Below are 15,699 nucleotides of genomic sequence, written 5' to 3'. Positions count from 1 at the left end.
AGAGGGGGCAAACAAAAACCGTTACCGCTCCTCGGCGTCCAGCGTCTGCCGAACCCCCACGAATATCAGGATCTGCCCCGCCGCGTAGAGCGGCCAGATGAAGAGCGCGGCCTGATCCGGGTCCATGCGCCCGCCGAGGCGCGCGAAAATGAAGGCGTCGGAGACGAGGAACAGAATCGCGCCGATCCCCGTGCGATAGCGCGAGAAGCGGCTTGTCCACGCCGCAGCGGCCATTGCCGCGAGCAGGGCGCTGTAGAGTGCGATCCCCGCGTTCGCCGCTGGCCCGGCGATCAGGTAGAGGAACGGCGCGCAGAGCAGCAGCGCAAACGCCGCCCCGCGCTGGCTCAGCGGCATCGGCGCGCCGCGCCGGTTGCGCAGGTAGAGCCAGATCGCGAACACGTGTCCGGCCGCGAATGCCGCTGCGCCGGTCATCAGGTCGAATTCGAGCAGCACGTCGCCGAGCGCGCCGAGCGCCATGACGCCCGCAAACAACCGGCCGTCGGTGCCGCGGGCGGCCATCGCGGCGGCGATCGCCAGAATCGTTACGCACGCGCCTTTCAGGGCGACGTGGAGCGCGAAGGGCAGCCCCGCGGTCATCGCGAAAAAGTAGATCGCCGCAGCGATTGCGGCGAGACTTGCGGGAAGCGCGATGCGTTGAGCCATGGCAGGATCACCCCCGAGGATCGAGTCGTGATAATGACTTAGCAGATAATCGAAAGTCGGCACGCCTGAACGAGGTTCAAGCGCGGTTCACCATGTCTGCGCTATCCATGTGTCGCATGAAGGGTTGACGCAGGCCGTCACGAACGCGACATGCTGCGGCGGCATATCCGCTTTTCCGGGCTACCCGGAGACTGCACTGGGGAGATTGTACGGATGAAAATGGTTTCACGCACGGTGCTCGGTTTCGCGCTGGCGCTCGGCGTTGCGAGCGGCGCCATGGTTGCGCCCGCAGTCGCCAAGGACAAGAAGGAAGCCGCGCCCGAGCAGCGCAAGTTCAAGTTCTCCAAGAAGGCCCAGAAGGCGCTTGGCGAGGCGCAGACCGCGCAGCAGGCGGGCGACAACGATGCGGCGCTCGTGAAGATTCGCGAAGCGGAGTCCTTGGCGGAAACGGCCGACGACAAGTACATGGCGAACGCGCTGAAAATCAACGTGGCGCTTGCGAAACAGGACAATGCGCTGCTTGGCGAGGGTCTTCAGGGCTCGATCGACAGCGGCAGCACCACGCCTGAGGAAAAACTGAAGTTCCAGCGCAGTCTCGCGGCGCTTGCCGTTCAGCGGAACGACGTGCCCGGCGCCATCAAGGTCTATGAGCAGATGGCCGCCGAAAATCCCGGCGATGCCGATATCGTCGTCGGACTGGGCGAGATGTACAATCGCGCCGGACGCACGCCGGAAGCCGTCGCGACGATCGACAAGGCGATCAAGGCAAAACAGTCGACAGGCCAGCAGGTTGAAGAATCCTGGTACAAGCGCGCGCTCGCGCTCGCTTACGACGGCAAACTCGCGAACCAGGTGACGCCGGCGTCGCTCGCGCTCGTCCAGGCCTATCCGTCGACCACGAACTGGCGCGATGTGCTCGTGATCTTCCGCGAAACCTCGGGTCTCGACGATCAGGGCAACCTCGATGTGATGCGCCTGATGCTCGATACCAATTCGCTGACCGGAGAGCGGGACTACTTCGAATATGCCGAAACCGCCGACAAGCGCGGTCTCGCGGGCGAAGCCAAGACCGTGATCGACGCCGGAACGGCGAAGGGCGCGCTTTCGTCGAGCAAGCCCTACGTGAAGGAACTCGTGAGCATCGTCACACCCAAGGTGAAGAGCGACCGCGCGTCGCTGCCGGGCCTCGAAAAGGAAGCGCGCGCCGACAAGACCGGTCGCCTCGCAAAGGCGACGGCAGACGGCTACCTCGGCTACGGCGAGAACGCCAAGGCGATCGAACTGTACCAGCTCGCGCTGCAAAAGGGCGGCGTCGACGCGCCGGAAGTGAACACCCGCATCGGCATTGCGCTTGCGCGCAGCGGCGACAAGGCGGGCGCGCAGGGGGCATTCAACGCGATCCAGGGCGGCAAGCGCGCTGAAATCGCCAAGTTCTGGCTCGCGCACCTGAACAGCAAGGGCGCCGCGCAGACGGCTTCGACCACGACCGGCAACTAAGTCGGATCGAATGTCTTGAAAGGGCGGTGCTTCGGCGCCGCCCTTTTTGTTTGCGGCTATTTCAGACGCTGCGATGTTAAGAAGTTATTTCCGATGTGAAAGTATATTGCGGCTGATTTTTAGGGGGAACTGGCCGTGGCTTTCAGACTGGCGCTCGATCCGGGCGAGAAATTTGCCATCAACGGCGCCGTCATCATCAACGGCGACAGGCACACCGTGCTGATGGTCGAAAATCAGGCCGCCGTCCTTCGCGACAGCGATGTCATCCGCGAGGATGAAGCGCGCACGCCCGCCACACGTCTGTATTTCGTCTGCATGCTGTCGTATCTCGATGCCGACGCGGCGGATACGCACTATCCGCGGTTCAGCGAGCATATGGATGCGTTCATGGCGGTGGTGGAAAACCCCCGCGTACGCCTTGTCTGCGCGCAGGTCAGCCTGGCGATGATGAACCGCGAATACTACCGGGCGCTCTCGGGCTGCCGCGAACTCATGGAATATGAAACGCTGATCCTCGGCGAAATCGACGTCGATCGCCGCCTGCAAAACCGGGCCTGAAGCCCAATTTCCGTCCTTGGCAGGCAAGGGTTTGGCCACTAGCGTTCCGGCGCATGCTGAACCACCGATCGTTCCTGCCGCTTTTCACCCTCCTTTCGCTTGCCGCGTGTGCGACCGCGCCGCAGCGGGAACGCGCCGTCACGCCCGAAGGCATCGCCGCGCACGTCGCTGAACTCGCGTCGGATGCGTATGAAGGGCGGGCGCCGGGCACGGCGGGGGAGGAGAAAACCCTCGCCTACATCGAAGCCGCGTATCGCCGCATCGGGCTGCAATCGATTTCCGGAGACGGTTATCGCTTGGCTGTGCCGCTGCTGAAGTCGGAGGCTGCGGGCGGGACCATCACTGCGGGTTCGCTCAGCATGGCAAGCGGCCGGACGATTGCGATCCGCGCCCCTTCCGCCGAGGTCAGCCGCATCGCGAAGGGCGACGTCGTCTTTGCGGGCTATGGCGTTTCGCTTCCCGAGCAGGGGCGCGACGATTTCGCAGGTGTCGATTTCAACGGCAGGATCGCGATGGTCCTCGCCGGGCTGCCGGAGGGAACCACGGAGCCGTCCGAGGCGCTCCGCCGGCAGGGCGCGCGCGCGGCGAAGCTGGCGAACGCGGCGCGCGCCGGGGCGGCCGGGGTCATCCTCCTCTACGACCTTCCCTCCGAAGACGAGGTATGGCGCGGCGCGCTTGCCGCGACGGCGCGCACCGAAATGCAGATCGAAGGGCAGGCGGCAGCGCCGTCCATTCTCCATGCCGTTGCCGGTCGCGAGGCCGGAACCGCGCTCGCGCGCGCGCTCGGCACCGATCTTGCCGCCCTCGGAACCCGGGCGGCGGCCCCCGGCTTCAAGCCCGAAGTTCTCGCCTCCGCCACGCTCACCGCCGAAAGCCGCCTGACCCGCTTCATCTCCTACAACCTCGCCGGAGTGGTCCGTGGCAGCAAGCATCCCGCCGACTACATCGTCTACATCGCCCACTGGGATCACCTCGGCCGCTGCGGAACCGGAGCAGATACGATCTGCAACGGCGCAATCGACAACGCGAGCGGCGTCGGCGGTCTCATTGAACTTGCCGAAGCCTTCGCGAACGGAAAGCGCCCCGAACGCTCCGTGCTGTTCCTCGCCGCCACCGCCGAGGAAAGCGGTCTTCTCGGCGGCAGACATTTTGCCGCTTCGGGGCCCATTGATGCCGACCGGATGGTCGCCGCGTTCGGGCTTGATACCATTGCCGCCAACGGTCTTTCCGAAGAGCTTGTCATTCTCGGGCAGGGCCTCACCAGTCTCGACGGCTTGCTGGCCGGTGCCGCCCGCGCGCAGGGGCGCCGTATCGTTGCGATGCCGGACGCGCAGAGTTTTTACACGCGCTCAGACCATTTCGCTTTCGCCGAAGCGGGCGTCCCCGCAGTGATCGCAACGGGTGTTTTCACAGGCAGCGGCTTTGGCGAGTACATGGGAAAGCACTATCATCAGCCTTCCGACGAGGCCTCGCTTCCCATCGATTACCGGGGCGCGGCGGCGGACGTGAACCTCCTGCTTGCCGTGGGTCAGGGTCTTGCGAACAGCGGTGAATGGCCCACATGGACGAAATCGTCGCCCTATCAGCGGCAGCCGTAGCAATTCCCGGGAACCGGTGGCATAAGCCCCGCCACCTCGAAAATCGGTAACAAGGAAAACGGCATGGACATCCGGCTCGGACTCACTTTCGATGATGTCCTGCTGGTGCCCGGCGAGTCCGAGGTGCTGCCGAGCGAGGCGGAGCTTTCCACGCGTGTAACGCGCGAAATTTCCCTGAACATTCCGATACTTTCGTCGGCAATGGATACCGTGACGGAGGCCGACATGGCGATCGTCATGGCCCAGGTCGGCGGTCTCGGGGTGCTGCACCGCAACCTCAGCATCGAGGAACAGACACAGGCCGTGCGTCAGGTGAAGCGCTTCGAATCGGGCATGGTGGTGAACCCGGTAACGATGCACGCGGACGAGACGCTCGGCGAAGCGCTCGACCTGATGAAGCGCCACCGGATCAGCGGCATTCCGGTCGTCGAGCGCAGCGTCAGCGGTCAGCCCGGCCGGCTGATCGGCATCGTCACCAACCGCGACGTCCGCTTTGCCGAACATCCCGAGCAGCCGATCAGCGAACTGATGACGAAGGAGAATCTCGCCACGGTTCGCCCGGGCGTGACGCACGAGGAAGCCCAGCGGCTCCTTCACCAGCGCCGGATCGAAAAGCTCCTCGTCGTCGACGACGACTATCGCTGCATCGGCCTTATCACGGTGAAGGACATCGAGAAGGCCGTGACCTTCCCCACCGCGACCAAGGATGCGGCGGGTCGCCTCCGCGTTGCGGCGGCAACGACCACCGGCGATGCCGGTTTCGAGCGTACCGAGGCGCTGATCGCCGCTGAATGCGACCTCATCGTCGTGGACACGGCGCACGGCCATTCGGTGCGCGTTGCCGAAGCGGTGAGCCGCATTCGCAAACTTTCGAACACCGTCCAGATCATCGCGGGCAACGTCGCGACGGCGGAAGCCACGCGCGCGCTGATCGATGCGGGCGCGGACGGCATCAAGGTCGGCATCGGGCCGGGGTCGATCTGCACCACGCGCGTTGTCGCGGGCGTCGGCGTACCGCAGTTCACCGCGATTCAGGACGCTGCCGAGGAAGCCATGAAATCCGGTATCCCGGTGATCGCTGATGGCGGCCTCCGCACCTCGGGCGATATCGCCAAGGCGATCGCGGCAGGCGCATCGGCCGTGATGGTCGGTTCGCTTCTGGCCGGCACGCAGGAAGCGCCGGGAGAGACGTTCCTCTATCAGGGCCGAAGCTACAAGGCGTATCGCGGCATGGGCTCGGTCGCCGCGATGGCGCGCGGCTCGGCGGATCGCTATTTCCAGCAGGATATCAAGGACCAGATGAAGCTGGTGCCCGAAGGTATCGAGGGGCAGGTGCCCTACAAGGGGCCGGCAAAGGATATCATCCACCAGCTCGCGGGCGGTCTCAAGGCGGCGATGGGGTACACCGGCGCCCGCACGATCTCGGATCTTCAAAAGCGCGCGCGCTTCGTCCGCATCACCAACGCGGGCCTTCGCGAAAGTCACGTCCACGACGTGACGATCACACGCGAAGCACCCAATTATCCGACACGTTAAGGCATGACGCCCGCCGCGCGTGTGGAGGCGGCGGTCGCGCTGCTGGACGAGATCATCGAGGCGGCGGCAGGCGGCGGCGCGGCGGCGGATACCCTCATCCAGCGCTATTTCAAGACACGGCGCTACGCGGGCTCCAAGGATCGCCGCGCGGTTCGCGATCTCGTTTACGGTGTGATCCGCGCCTTGGGGGAACGACCGGCAAACGGCCGCGCCGCCATGATCGGTTATGCGCGCGCTCAGGCGCCGGAACTGCTGGCGCTGTTCGGCACGGATGCGCGCGGACCGGCGGCCCTGGTCGAAGGCGAGCCTGAAGCGGCGCCGGGGTCGGCTCCGAAGTGGCTCACCGCGAAGTTCGCGGCCGAATACGCCGATGCGGGCGGTCTGCTCGCGGCGCTTGCCGGGCGCGCGCCGCTCGATCTTCGGGCCAACCGGCTGAAGACGACGCGAGAGGCTGTGTTGCCGCAGATACCGGGCGCCGTGCCGACGCCCCACGCGCCCGACGGCATCCGCCTCGCAGAGAGTGTCAACGTCGAAGACCTGCCCGTTTACAACGATGGTCGCGTCGAGGTGCAGGATGAAGGCAGCCAGCTCATCGCGGCCGCGTGCCGCGCACGGCCCGGCATGGTGGTCATCGATCTCTGCGCGGGTGCGGGCGGCAAGACGCTGGCGCTCGCTGCGGACATGGCCAGCAGCGGTCGCCTCGTCGCCTGCGACACGGATCGGCAGCGGCTCTCGCGCCTTGGTCCGCGCGCCGGGCGGGCGGGGGCTGTCATCGAGACACGCCTGCTCGATGGAGGGCGGGAGGAACAGGTGCTCGCCGACCTGATCGGCACGGCCGACGTGGTGCTCATCGACGCTCCGTGCAGCGGTACGGGAACGTGGCGTCGCAATCCCGAGGCACGCTGGCGGCTTACCCCCCAGCGCATTGCCCGGCTCACGGCACTGCAGGCACATCTCATCGATATCGGTGTGCGCCTGCTCAGGCCCGGCGGCAGGCTTGTTTACGCCGTGTGCTCGCTGCTTCCCGAAGAAGGGAGACTTCAGGCCGATGCTGCGGCGCAGAGACACCCGGAACTGATACCGGATGCCGGGGGCGCACAAATTCTGCGTCCCGATCGAGAGGAAACCGACGGTTTCTTCATCGCAGGTTATGAAAAGCCGTGCTAAAGCGTGCCTCAAGGGGAGAGACGTTGAGGGAAGTGTTCATGCAGTCCAAGATCATGCTTGCCGGAATTGCTGTCGCCATCGCCACGGCGTCGAGCGTCGCTTACTGCAAGACGGCAGAACCAAGCATCGCCCCGCTTTCGATGCAACTGACCCGCAGCGGTGAAACGCTCCTCAACGGCCACAAGGCGCAGGCTGCCATCGACCAGTTCGAAACCGCGCTTGCGGTCGATCCCCGGAACACGCGCGCCTATATCGGCATCGCGCGTTCCTACGATCAGATGGGTTTGCCCGGCCGGGCCGTGAAATTCTACCGCGAGGCGCTGGCGATCGATCCCAACGACCTGACCGCGCTTTCGGAGCAGGGCGAGGCGTATATGGCGCGCGGCGCCGTTGCGCTCGCGAAGGACAATCTGGAGCGTATCCGCAAACTTTGCCAGAGCGAATGCCAGAACGCGGTGACGCTTGCCGCCACGATCGAAAAGGGCCCTCCCGCTCTGGTGACTGCGGCGACGGAAAAGCCCGCGACGCCCAAGATCAACTAAGCGGGGTCCAGCAGCGCGCGAGCGTTACGAATTCATCGATGGACAAGGTTTCCGCGCGCCGGGCGCCGTCGATACCGCTTGCCGCGAGGGCTTCAAGGCCGCGGGGCAGCGCCTTCAGGCTGGCGCGCAGCATCTTGCGGCGTTGACCGAACGCCGCCGCCGTCACCCGCTCCACCGCGCTCACCGGCACATCTGCGGGCGCTTCGGCTGGCACGATGTGCACCACTGCTGAATCCACCTTTGGCGGGGGAATGAAGGCGCGCGGCGGCAGGGACAGGGCGATACGCGGCCGCGCCCGCCACTGCGCGAGGACCGCCAGGCGCCCGTATGCGTCGGTGTTCGGCGCCGCGACGATGCGCTCGGCGACCTCTTTCTGGAACATCAGGCTCAGGCTCCGCCACCAGGGCGTCCACGGATCGGCCGTCAGCCAGCGGATGAGAAGCGCGGTCCCGACGTTATAGGGCAGGTTCGCAACGATGTGGGCCGGGCCGCCGAGCACAGCGGGTTCGTCGATCCGCATGGCATCGCCTTCGATCACCGAAAGACGCCCCTCTGCCGCCTCGGCGAGTTCGGCGAGCGCCGGCAGGCACCGGCTGTCCATCTCGACTGCCGTCACCCGGGCGCCCGTGCGCAGCAGCGCCCGCGTCAGTCCGCCGGGGCCGGGGCCGACCTCATAGACACGCTCTCCGGCCAGCACGCCGGGAACGCGGGCGATCTTGTCGAGCAGGTTCGCATCGAACAGGAAATTCTGGCCGAACGCCTTCTTCGCCGAAAGGCCGTGCCGCGCGATCACCTCGCGCAGCGGCGGCAGCGCGGCGAGGCCGGGCGGCAGCGTGTCAGTCAATCGCGCGGTGGGCGGCGCATTCGTACGCCGTCCTGATCGCGGCGGCCATCGCGTGGTGGCTTGCGATGCCTTTTCCGGCGATGTTGAACGCGGTGCCGTGGTCCGGCGCGGTGCGGACGATCGGCAGGCCGAGCGTCAGGTTCACGCCTTCATCGAAGTGCAGGGTCTTCAGCGGCACCAGCGCCTGATCGTGATACATGCAGAGCGCGGCGTCATAGGTCTTGCGGGCCTGTTCGTGGAACATCGCGTCGGCGGAAAACGGTCCGAACGCGTCGATGCCTTCGGCCTGAAGTTCCGCGATCGCGGGGGCGATCACATCGATCTCCTCGCGGCCCAGAAGCCCGCTTTCGCCCGCGTGAGGATTGAGCCCGGCAACGGCAATGCGCGGGTTCTTGATACCGAAATTCCGCGTAAGGCCCTTCGCCGCAGCCCGTCCCCGGCTGACGATCAGGTCGGTCGTCAGGCGCTGCGGCACATCGGCGAGCGCCACATGGATGGTGACCGGCACGGTGCGCAGCGTCGGGCCGACAAGCATCATCGCAAGGTTCGCCGCGAACACGCCGCAGCGTTCACCGATGAATTCGGTTTGTCCCGGATGCGTGAAGCCGATCGCCTGAAGCTGCGCCTTGGAGACCGGACCGGTCGCCAGCGCGCCCGCCGCGCCGCTGCGCGTAAGCCCTGTTGCAATCTCCAGCGCGTCGAGCGCGCACCGCGCGCCGATCAGCGTCGGCTTGCCGGGTTCCACGATCTCGCTGTCGGCCACTTCGATGAGAGGCAGCGCATCGCCGCAGGTATGGACATCGTCGGGATGCTCGATCTGGCAGACCGGCCCTTTCCAGACCCCCGCAAGGGAATCGCGGTTGCCGACCCCGAAAAAGCGCGGAAGACCAAGGGCTTCGCGCTGTTCCCAGCACCGCCCGATAATTTCCGGGCCGACACCAGCGGGGTCGCCAAGCGTGACGGCGATGGGTTGGATCATCGCGCCGGGATCACCGGTAGTCGATAACAGCGTCGCGGCGAAGGTCGCGCAGATAGCGCCGGGCTGCCATGGCGACCTTGCTCTCTTCCATCTGGGCGTACAACTGATCGAACGACGGCGCGCCCGCGGCGGGCGGGTCTTCGCGTCCGCAGAGGACCAGAACGCGGATGCCGTCCTCGCGCGTGCCGAAGGGCGGCGTGCTCTGGCCGATCTGCAGAGGTTCCATGATCTGCTGAAGCTGCGGGGGCAGATCGCCGAGCTTGACCTGATCGTTCGCGACGACGTTGCCGCCGAAGCTCTCGGCAAGCGTCTCCGCGCCGCCGCAGCCGCCCATGCTCTGCGTGCCGGCCTGCAGCCGCTGCACGATCGCGGTGGCCTGCTGCTGCGTGGTGTCGGCAGGCATCGGTATGGTGATCTGCTTCACCGCCAGAAGCGCGTCCTTCGGGTCGGCGGCCAGAACCTGCCGCTTGTCGACGAGCGCGATGACCGCGAAACCGCCGGAAATCTGGATCGGATTGGAAATTTCACCGCGCGGCAGGCTTTCGACGACGGGGGCCAGTTCGGGGGAAAGCTGCGCAGGGCGCACCCAGCCGAGATCGCCGCCCACTGCGGCGGTCGAGGCTTCCGAAAACTGCCGGGCATAGGCGACGAACGAACCGCCCTGTCGCACCTGCTCGACGATCCGCTGTGCGTTCTCGCGCACCTGCTCGGCGTTTTCCGTCGTCGCCGTCAGGAAAATTTCCGCGATGCGGTATTCCTCTGTGCCCTTGGCGGCGTTCAGACGGTCGATCAGCGCCTGCACCTCGTCGTCGCCGACGTTCACGAACGGCTCGACCCGGCGGCGGAGCAGGCGGCTCCACGCGAGTTCGGCGTGAATCTGCTGCTTCAGCGAATTCTGTGACGTGGAGCGTGCTTTCAGGAATTCGTCGAACTGATCGCTGCTCATGCGGAAGTTGGAAGCGACGCGCGTGAACGCCTGGTTCACTTCCTCCTGAACGATCGTGACTTCCTGCGCGGTGGCTTCCTGAATCTGGAGCTTTTCGTCGATCAGGTTGCGCACCACCTGAAGCCGCAGGCGCGTGCGCTCGTCTTCGGAGACCTCGCCCTGATTGGCGGCAAGCACCAGATTGAGCCGCTGGTCGATGTCGGTGTCGGTGATGACATCGCCGTTGACGATAGCGGTCGCCTTGCGGACAGTCGGATCCACGGGCTGGCCGAGAATCTCGATATCCGGATCGGAGAGGCCGGCGAGCGGCGAATTCTGGGCCAGCGATGACCCTGCAGCAAGAACTGCAACACCGGCACCAAGCCAGCGCAGCGTCGAAAACCTCATCAATCTCTCCCCCGACCCGGCGGTGCCGAAGCGGTCTTGTGGCCTCTCAGGTCATGCCGCCTAGCACGCGCGGACATGAATGTCAGCGTATCCTTTACGCTCTTGGCAACCGCTAGTCCCTTGCGGCTGAACACGCGATTAGCGGCCAAGGTTTTTGAGGCTGATCGAGAAGAGGAAGGCGTTGCCGCGCCGGAAATCGCGGTCCTCCACATAGTCGCGCCGCCATGTGACGCCGAATTCGAAGCAGTCGTCCTGATACGCGATGCCGAGCCGGTGGCGCACCATCTCGAAACCGTCGGACTCGTTCAGCGGGTCTTCGGCGCGCGATGTGAGGTCGACGATCACCGACCCGATCACCGACCAGTAGCGCGCGAAGCTGATGCGGCCGCCCGCGCGCACTTCCTCGCGGTCCTCCAGATCCTCGATATTGATATCGCGGTCGAGCTTCACGTACCCGACGGTCGCATAGGTGCGCTTGTTGCCCACCGTCACGTCGATCTCGTTGCGGCGCAGCCTCAGGCTGCTCTTGTCGAGGCGGAACCTGTGCGTAACATCAAAGCTGCTGCCGACGCGCACCGTGTTGCGGCCGACGAAGTCGGAGAAGTGCCCGGAAAGGCCGGTGCCCTGCGGAAATGCGCCGGGCGCCTTGTCGAACCGGTAGCTCTGCCCGAACTCGCTTTCGATCTGCCAGCGCGGACGATCGAGCCGCCAGGTCGCGCCGTAGGTAACGCGCTGTCCGCCTTCCCATCGGTCCGAGCCCGGAAAGCGGTTCAGATCGAAAAGGTTCGTGTCGTCCAGATCGACGGCGCGGGAATCCTCGTTGGGGATGTTGTCGTTGACGTCGCTCGGTGACACGGAAAATTGCACGCGCGGCGTCAGCGTCTGGGTGCCGCCGAAGGCGGGGCCCGCCAGTGGCCATTCGATGTCGAGCGCGGCGGCGGGCAGGATGCGCCCCTCCCATCCGTCGCGCCCTGCGTAGATCGGAAGTTCGGCAAGGGCGCTGTCCGTGATGTGATACATGTCGCCGCGAACGAGGCCGGTCGCCGTCACGCGCTGGCCCCACGGGGTGATGAGGCTGCGCTTCCATTCGGCGGAGGCGGAGGCGCGCTGCGTGTCCATGCCGTCGGTGCGCGTGATCGCCGCCGTGTCCGCCGCCAGCTTCAGCCGTCCGCCGGCGATGGTGTCGCCCGGCGACCACATGTAGGTGATCAGCGGCAGCGCGATCGGCGTCAGGCCCGCCACATCCGTCTGCCGCAGCCCCTGGAACGCCCAGCCTTCGACCGCGAAATAGCTTTCCACGCCGAAGCGTTCGAGCTGGTAGAAATTCCTCAGCGTATCGTCGCGGGAGACGTCGTAGCGGCGCAGGAACGTGTCGTCGGTGGCGAGGCGAAGGCCGAACGTCGATCGCCAGTTGCGGCCGTGCTGAAGGCGGCCGCTGCCGTAAATGTAGCCGCGAAATTTTTTGTTCGGGATGCCCGTTCCGTCGGGGTCGGGAAAATCCAGCTCGGAGGAGTACGTGCCGATACCGCCGAAACGCAGCGGGCCCGATGCCGTCTGGTGCCGGTAGTCGAGGGACAGCGCCGGGTTGACCTCGGTGTAGATGATCGGCGCGATGGTAAGGTCGTTGCTGTCCGACAGGCGGAGGAAATAGGGCAGTTCCAGCGAAACGCCGAGCGAGCGGTCGATGGTGACGGACGGCACCAGAATGCCGGTCGCGTTGCGGCCCGGCCCGTCGGGGTGCGACAGGCTCGGCGAATAAAAGATGGGGATGCCCAGGAATTCGAGGCTGGCATCCTTGTAATACACACGCTTGCGGTCGGGATCGTGCCGCACGCGCAGCGCCTTCACCTGCCACAGCGGCTCCTTGGGGCAGCCGTCCGTGCCGACGATATCGCACGGCGAATAGACTGCGCGGTTCACCGTGGTGCGGCCGTCCTCGCGAATGCCGTCGCGCGCGGCAAGCCGTCCGCCGTCCTGCAGCACGAGCAGGATGTTCTCGACCGCGCCGTCGCGCAGCGATTCGTCGAGTTCCACGCGCCCGCCGAAAGCCTCGTTGCCGTCGGGGTCGATCACCTTCACCGCGCCGCGCGCCTCGACCTTGCCGGTCCTGCGATCGTATTCGACCTCGTTGGCGGTCAGACGGTAGCCGTCCCGCGTCACGACCACGTTGCCGCGCGCCGTCACCAGTTGCGTCTCGTCTTCGTAAGCCATCGTGTCTGCGGCGAACTCGATCGCATCGCCGGCTTCCAGCGCCGGGCCGCCGTCGACGGCGGGGGCAGGGGTGGGGGCAGGGGCGGCGGCAGGGTCGGTCTGCGCCAGCGCAGGCACAGCACAACCGGCAAGCGCGGAGGACAGGAAAAAGACGGCAAGGCGACGGGACAAGAAAGCGCTCTCCGAACGGGCGGACAGCGCCTCTTACCCGCGCCGCACCCGCGGCGGCAAGCAGGGTGCTTCGATACGCCGTGAATTGCCGTCAGCCTGCCGGGCGGCTAGAACGCGCGAAATGCCTTTTCTTCCGGGAGAGTTCTTCTGATGCGCATCGAGTTCGGGGTTACGTCGCACACGCCGGGGACCGGTCTTGTGGTCTTCGCGGCGAAGGACGCGGTGCTGTCGGGCGCGGCGCAGGTGCTCGATCAGGCGCTCGGCGGCGCGATCACCAACGCGATGAAGTGGGCGCGATTCGAAGGCGATGTCGCGCAGATCATCGAGCTGCTGGCGCCTTCGGGGACGGACGCGTCGCGCGTGCTCGTGATCGGCACGGGCAAGCCCGGCCACGCCGACGCCGCCGTGTTCGAACGGATCGGCGGCGCACTCACCGCGCGGCTGCTCGCGGCGGAAACGAAGATCACCGTTGATTTCGGCGGCCTGTCGGATCTTGCGATCGATACGCCCAAGGCGGCCGCGCACCTTGCGCTCGGCGCGTCGCTGCGCGCGTGGCGGTTCGACAAGTACCGCACGAAGCTGCCCGAAAAGCAGAAGCCGACGCTTGCCGACATCGCGATCGCCAATGCCGGCAGCGCCGGGCAGGAATGGGTGCGGCTGGAACCGCTCGTGGAGGCTGTCGGCTTCGCCCGCGGTCTCGTCGCCGAGCCGGGCAACGTGATTTATCCCGAAAGTTTCGTGGAGCGGTGCCGTCCGCTCGCCGATCTCGGCGTCAGGATCGAGGTGCTCGACGAGAACGAGATGCGCGCTGCGGGCATGGGCGCGCTGCTCGGCGTCGCGCAGGGCTCGGCCAAGCCGCCGCGCCTGCTCGTGATGGAGTGGGACGGCACCGGCGGCAAGGCGAAGACCTCCACGGTGCTGGTGGGCAAGGGCGTTACCTTCGACACCGGCGGCATTTCCATCAAGCCTGCGGGCGGCATGGAAGACATGAAGTGGGATATGGGCGGCGCGGGCGCCGTTGCGGGCGCGATGAAGGCGTTGGCGCTGCGCCGCGCCAAGGCGCGCGTCGTCGGCATCTGCGGCCTTGTGGAAAACATGCCCGACGGCAACGCCCAGCGCCCCGGCGACGTCGTGACGACGATGTCGGGCCAGACGGTCGAGGTCATCAACACCGACGCCGAAGGCCGCCTGGTGCTCTGCGATGCGATCACCTGGGCGCAGAAGCGCTTCAATCCCGAGGTCATCGTCGATCTCGCGACGCTGACCGGCGCCATCATCATCAGCCTCGGCCACGAATATGCGGGCTTGTTCTCGAACAGCGACGAGCTTGCGAAGCAGCTGGTCAGCGCGGGCATCGCGACGGGCGACAAGCTGTGGCGTTTCCCGCTCGGCAGCGCCTACGACAAGATGATCGATTCGCCGATCGCCGATATGAAGAACGTCGGTACGCGCGACGGCGGCTCGATCACGGCGGCGCAGTTCATCGGCCGCTTCGTGAACGACGGCGTGAAGTGGGCGCATCTCGATATCGCGGGCATGGCGTGGTCCTCCAAGGCTGCCGCGACATGGGAGAAAGGCGCGACCGGATACGGCGTGCGCCTGCTCGACCGTTTCATCGAGGATACGCTGGAAGCGTGATCGGGGCGGCGCCAACGTCGGTCGGCTTCTATCACTGCACGCGCTCGCGGCCGTTCGACGTCGTGCCCGTTCTTGCGGGCAAGGCGGTCGAGGCCGGGCACCGCGTGCTCATCCATTCCGCCGACAGCGGCGAACTCGATGCGCTCGACAGCCACCTGTGGACCTACGATCCCGGCAGCTTCCTGCCGCACGGGCGCGACAATCCGGCGGCCCAGCCCATTTTCCTGACGGACGATTTCGCGCCCGCGAACGGCGCCGACCTGCTCATCTCGCTCGGCGGCAAGCTGCCCGGCGACCCTGCGGCATTCGCGCGCGTGCTTTACCTCTTCGACGGCAACGACGAAGATTCGCTCGCCGCAGCCCGCGCGCACTGGCGCGCCTTGAAGGCGCGCGAGGGGGTCGAGCCGGTCTATTGGACGCAGGGCGAGAAGGGCGGTTGGCAGAAAGCCGGGTAAGCGCGGCTTGCATTCGCACCTGTGCCCGGATATTGGGCGCGCAACTTCCTGAAGCCATACACACGCCCTATCTGGAGACCCTTCATGGCGCTGCAGCGTACCTTTTCGATCATCAAGCCCGACGCGACGCGTCGCAACCTCACCGGCGCCGTCACGAAGATGCTGGAAGAGGCAGGCCTTCGCGTCGTCGCCTCGAAGCGCATCCACATGACGAAGGAGCAGGCCGAGGGCTTCTACGGCGTGCACCGCGAGCGTCCGTTTTTCGGCGATCTGGTCTCGTTCATGATGTCCGGCCCTGTCGTCGTGCAGGTTCTCGAAGGCGAAGATGCCGTCGCGAAGAACCGCGAAGTCATGGGCGCCACCAACCCGGCGAACGCCGAGGAAGGCACGATTCGCAAGGCGCTTGCCGAATCGATCGAGGCGAACACGGTGCACGGCTCCGACAGCCTTGAAAACGCGAAGATCGAGATCGACTTCTTCTTCAAGCCTGAAGAAATTGTCGGCTGA

At 66.0% G+C, this 15,699-nt stretch carries 14 protein-coding genes; 9 read left to right on the top strand and 5 right to left on the bottom strand.

Annotated features, from left to right (window positions below):
• Positions 1 to 21: 21 nt before the first annotated feature.
• Entirely contained in the window at positions 22 to 663 is a 642-nt protein-coding gene (locus GGQ98_RS04835; RefSeq protein WP_184065927.1) for a lysoplasmalogenase family protein, read from the bottom strand.
• A gap of 213 nt (positions 664 to 876) precedes the next feature.
• On the opposite strand from GGQ98_RS04835, the gene GGQ98_RS04830 reads away from it, so the two are divergent.
• The 6 genes from GGQ98_RS04830 (at position 877) to GGQ98_RS04805 (ending at position 7,561) form a co-directional block, all read left to right on the top strand.
• Positions 877 to 2,160 carry a tetratricopeptide repeat protein gene (locus GGQ98_RS04830; protein ID WP_184065925.1) on the top strand — a complete coding sequence of 428 codons (1,284 nt, stop codon included), beginning with the start codon at positions 877 to 879 and terminating at the stop codon, positions 2,158 to 2,160.
• 135 nt (positions 2,161 to 2,295) lie between these two features.
• The gene (locus GGQ98_RS04825) at positions 2,296 to 2,718 is read left to right on the top strand and encodes a flagellar biosynthesis repressor FlbT (RefSeq protein WP_184065923.1); all 423 of its coding nucleotides are present in this window, start codon (positions 2,296 to 2,298) and stop codon (positions 2,716 to 2,718) included.
• 53 nt (positions 2,719 to 2,771) lie between these two features.
• A complete protein-coding gene (locus tag GGQ98_RS04820) occupies positions 2,772 to 4,316 on the top strand; it encodes a M28 family peptidase (RefSeq protein WP_184065921.1) in 1,545 nt (514 codons plus the stop codon).
• A gap of 63 nt (positions 4,317 to 4,379) precedes the next feature.
• A complete protein-coding gene (guaB, locus tag GGQ98_RS04815) occupies positions 4,380 to 5,852 on the top strand; it encodes an IMP dehydrogenase (protein WP_184065919.1) in 1,473 nt (490 codons plus the stop codon).
• A gap of 3 nt (positions 5,853 to 5,855) precedes the next feature.
• Entirely contained in the window at positions 5,856 to 7,019 is a 1,164-nt protein-coding gene (locus GGQ98_RS04810; protein WP_184065916.1) for an RsmB/NOP family class I SAM-dependent RNA methyltransferase, read from the top strand.
• 38 nt (positions 7,020 to 7,057) lie between these two features.
• Positions 7,058 to 7,561, top strand: a complete 504-nt coding sequence (locus tag GGQ98_RS04805) for a tetratricopeptide repeat protein (protein ID WP_184065914.1) — start codon at positions 7,058 to 7,060, stop codon at positions 7,559 to 7,561.
• Here GGQ98_RS04805 and rsmA read toward each other — a convergent pair.
• The 4 genes from rsmA to GGQ98_RS04785 form a co-directional block, all read right to left on the bottom strand.
• Positions 7,554 to 8,405 carry a 16S rRNA (adenine(1518)-N(6)/adenine(1519)-N(6))-dimethyltransferase RsmA gene (rsmA, locus tag GGQ98_RS04800; RefSeq protein WP_243451703.1) on the bottom strand — a complete coding sequence of 284 codons (852 nt, stop codon included), beginning with the start codon at positions 8,403 to 8,405 and terminating at the stop codon, positions 7,554 to 7,556. The two genes, GGQ98_RS04805 and rsmA, sit on opposite strands and share 8 nt — an antisense overlap.
• On the bottom strand, positions 8,398 to 9,384 hold the full coding sequence (gene pdxA, locus GGQ98_RS04795; RefSeq protein WP_184065912.1) for a 4-hydroxythreonine-4-phosphate dehydrogenase PdxA: 987 nt from the start codon (positions 9,382 to 9,384) through the stop codon (positions 8,398 to 8,400). Before pdxA ends, rsmA begins: the two co-directional genes overlap by 8 nt.
• Positions 9,385 to 9,394: 10 nt before the next feature.
• Positions 9,395 to 10,717, bottom strand: a complete 1,323-nt coding sequence (locus GGQ98_RS04790; protein ID WP_184065910.1) for a peptidylprolyl isomerase — start codon at positions 10,715 to 10,717, stop codon at positions 9,395 to 9,397.
• Positions 10,718 to 10,855: 138 nt separating this feature from the next.
• Entirely contained in the window at positions 10,856 to 13,099 is a 2,244-nt protein-coding gene (locus GGQ98_RS04785; protein ID WP_243451702.1) for an LPS-assembly protein LptD, read from the bottom strand.
• Between the two features lie 150 nt (positions 13,100 to 13,249).
• Here GGQ98_RS04785 and GGQ98_RS04780 point away from each other — a divergent pair, with 150 nt between their 5' ends.
• The 3 genes from GGQ98_RS04780 (at position 13,250) to ndk (ending at position 15,699) form a co-directional block, all read left to right on the top strand.
• Entirely contained in the window at positions 13,250 to 14,737 is a 1,488-nt protein-coding gene (locus GGQ98_RS04780) for a leucyl aminopeptidase (protein ID WP_184065908.1), read from the top strand.
• On the top strand, positions 14,734 to 15,192 hold the full coding sequence (locus GGQ98_RS04775) for a DNA polymerase III subunit chi (protein WP_184065906.1): 459 nt from the start codon (positions 14,734 to 14,736) through the stop codon (positions 15,190 to 15,192). Before GGQ98_RS04780 ends, GGQ98_RS04775 begins: the two co-directional genes overlap by 4 nt.
• Positions 15,193 to 15,276: 84 nt before the next feature.
• Positions 15,277 to 15,699 (top strand): nucleoside-diphosphate kinase, encoded by a 423-nt coding sequence (ndk, locus tag GGQ98_RS04770; protein WP_184065905.1) that lies wholly within the window; start codon positions 15,277 to 15,279, stop codon positions 15,697 to 15,699.

The organism is Sphingosinicella soli (genome assembly GCF_014199685.1).
GTDB lineage: Bacteria > Pseudomonadota > Alphaproteobacteria > Sphingomonadales > Sphingomonadaceae > Sphingosinicella > Sphingosinicella soli.
This window is presented reverse-complemented; position numbering and strand designations above follow the sequence as displayed.

What these genes read in the sequence shown, in the direction of transcription:
- GGQ98_RS04835 (WP_184065927.1), bottom strand. Translation starts at nt 663, where the DNA reads ATGGCTCAACGCATCGCGCTTCCCGCAAGTCTCGCCGCAATCGCTGCG.
- GGQ98_RS04830 (WP_184065925.1), top strand. Translation starts at nt 877, where the DNA reads ATGAAAATGGTTTCACGCACGGTGCTCGGTTTCGCGCTGGCGCTCGGC.
- GGQ98_RS04820 (WP_184065921.1), top strand. Translation starts at nt 2,772, where the DNA reads ATGCTGAACCACCGATCGTTCCTGCCGCTTTTCACCCTCCTTTCGCTT.
- guaB (WP_184065919.1), top strand. Translation starts at nt 4,380, where the DNA reads ATGGACATCCGGCTCGGACTCACTTTCGATGATGTCCTGCTGGTGCCC.
- GGQ98_RS04810 (WP_184065916.1), top strand. Translation starts at nt 5,856, where the DNA reads ATGACGCCCGCCGCGCGTGTGGAGGCGGCGGTCGCGCTGCTGGACGAG.
- GGQ98_RS04805 (WP_184065914.1), top strand. Translation starts at nt 7,058, where the DNA reads ATGCAGTCCAAGATCATGCTTGCCGGAATTGCTGTCGCCATCGCCACG.
- pdxA (WP_184065912.1), bottom strand. Translation starts at nt 9,384, where the DNA reads ATGATCCAACCCATCGCCGTCACGCTTGGCGACCCCGCTGGTGTCGGC.
- GGQ98_RS04790 (WP_184065910.1), bottom strand. Translation starts at nt 10,717, where the DNA reads ATGAGGTTTTCGACGCTGCGCTGGCTTGGTGCCGGTGTTGCAGTTCTT.
- GGQ98_RS04780 (WP_184065908.1), top strand. Translation starts at nt 13,250, where the DNA reads ATGCGCATCGAGTTCGGGGTTACGTCGCACACGCCGGGGACCGGTCTT.
- ndk (WP_184065905.1), top strand. Translation starts at nt 15,277, where the DNA reads ATGGCGCTGCAGCGTACCTTTTCGATCATCAAGCCCGACGCGACGCGT.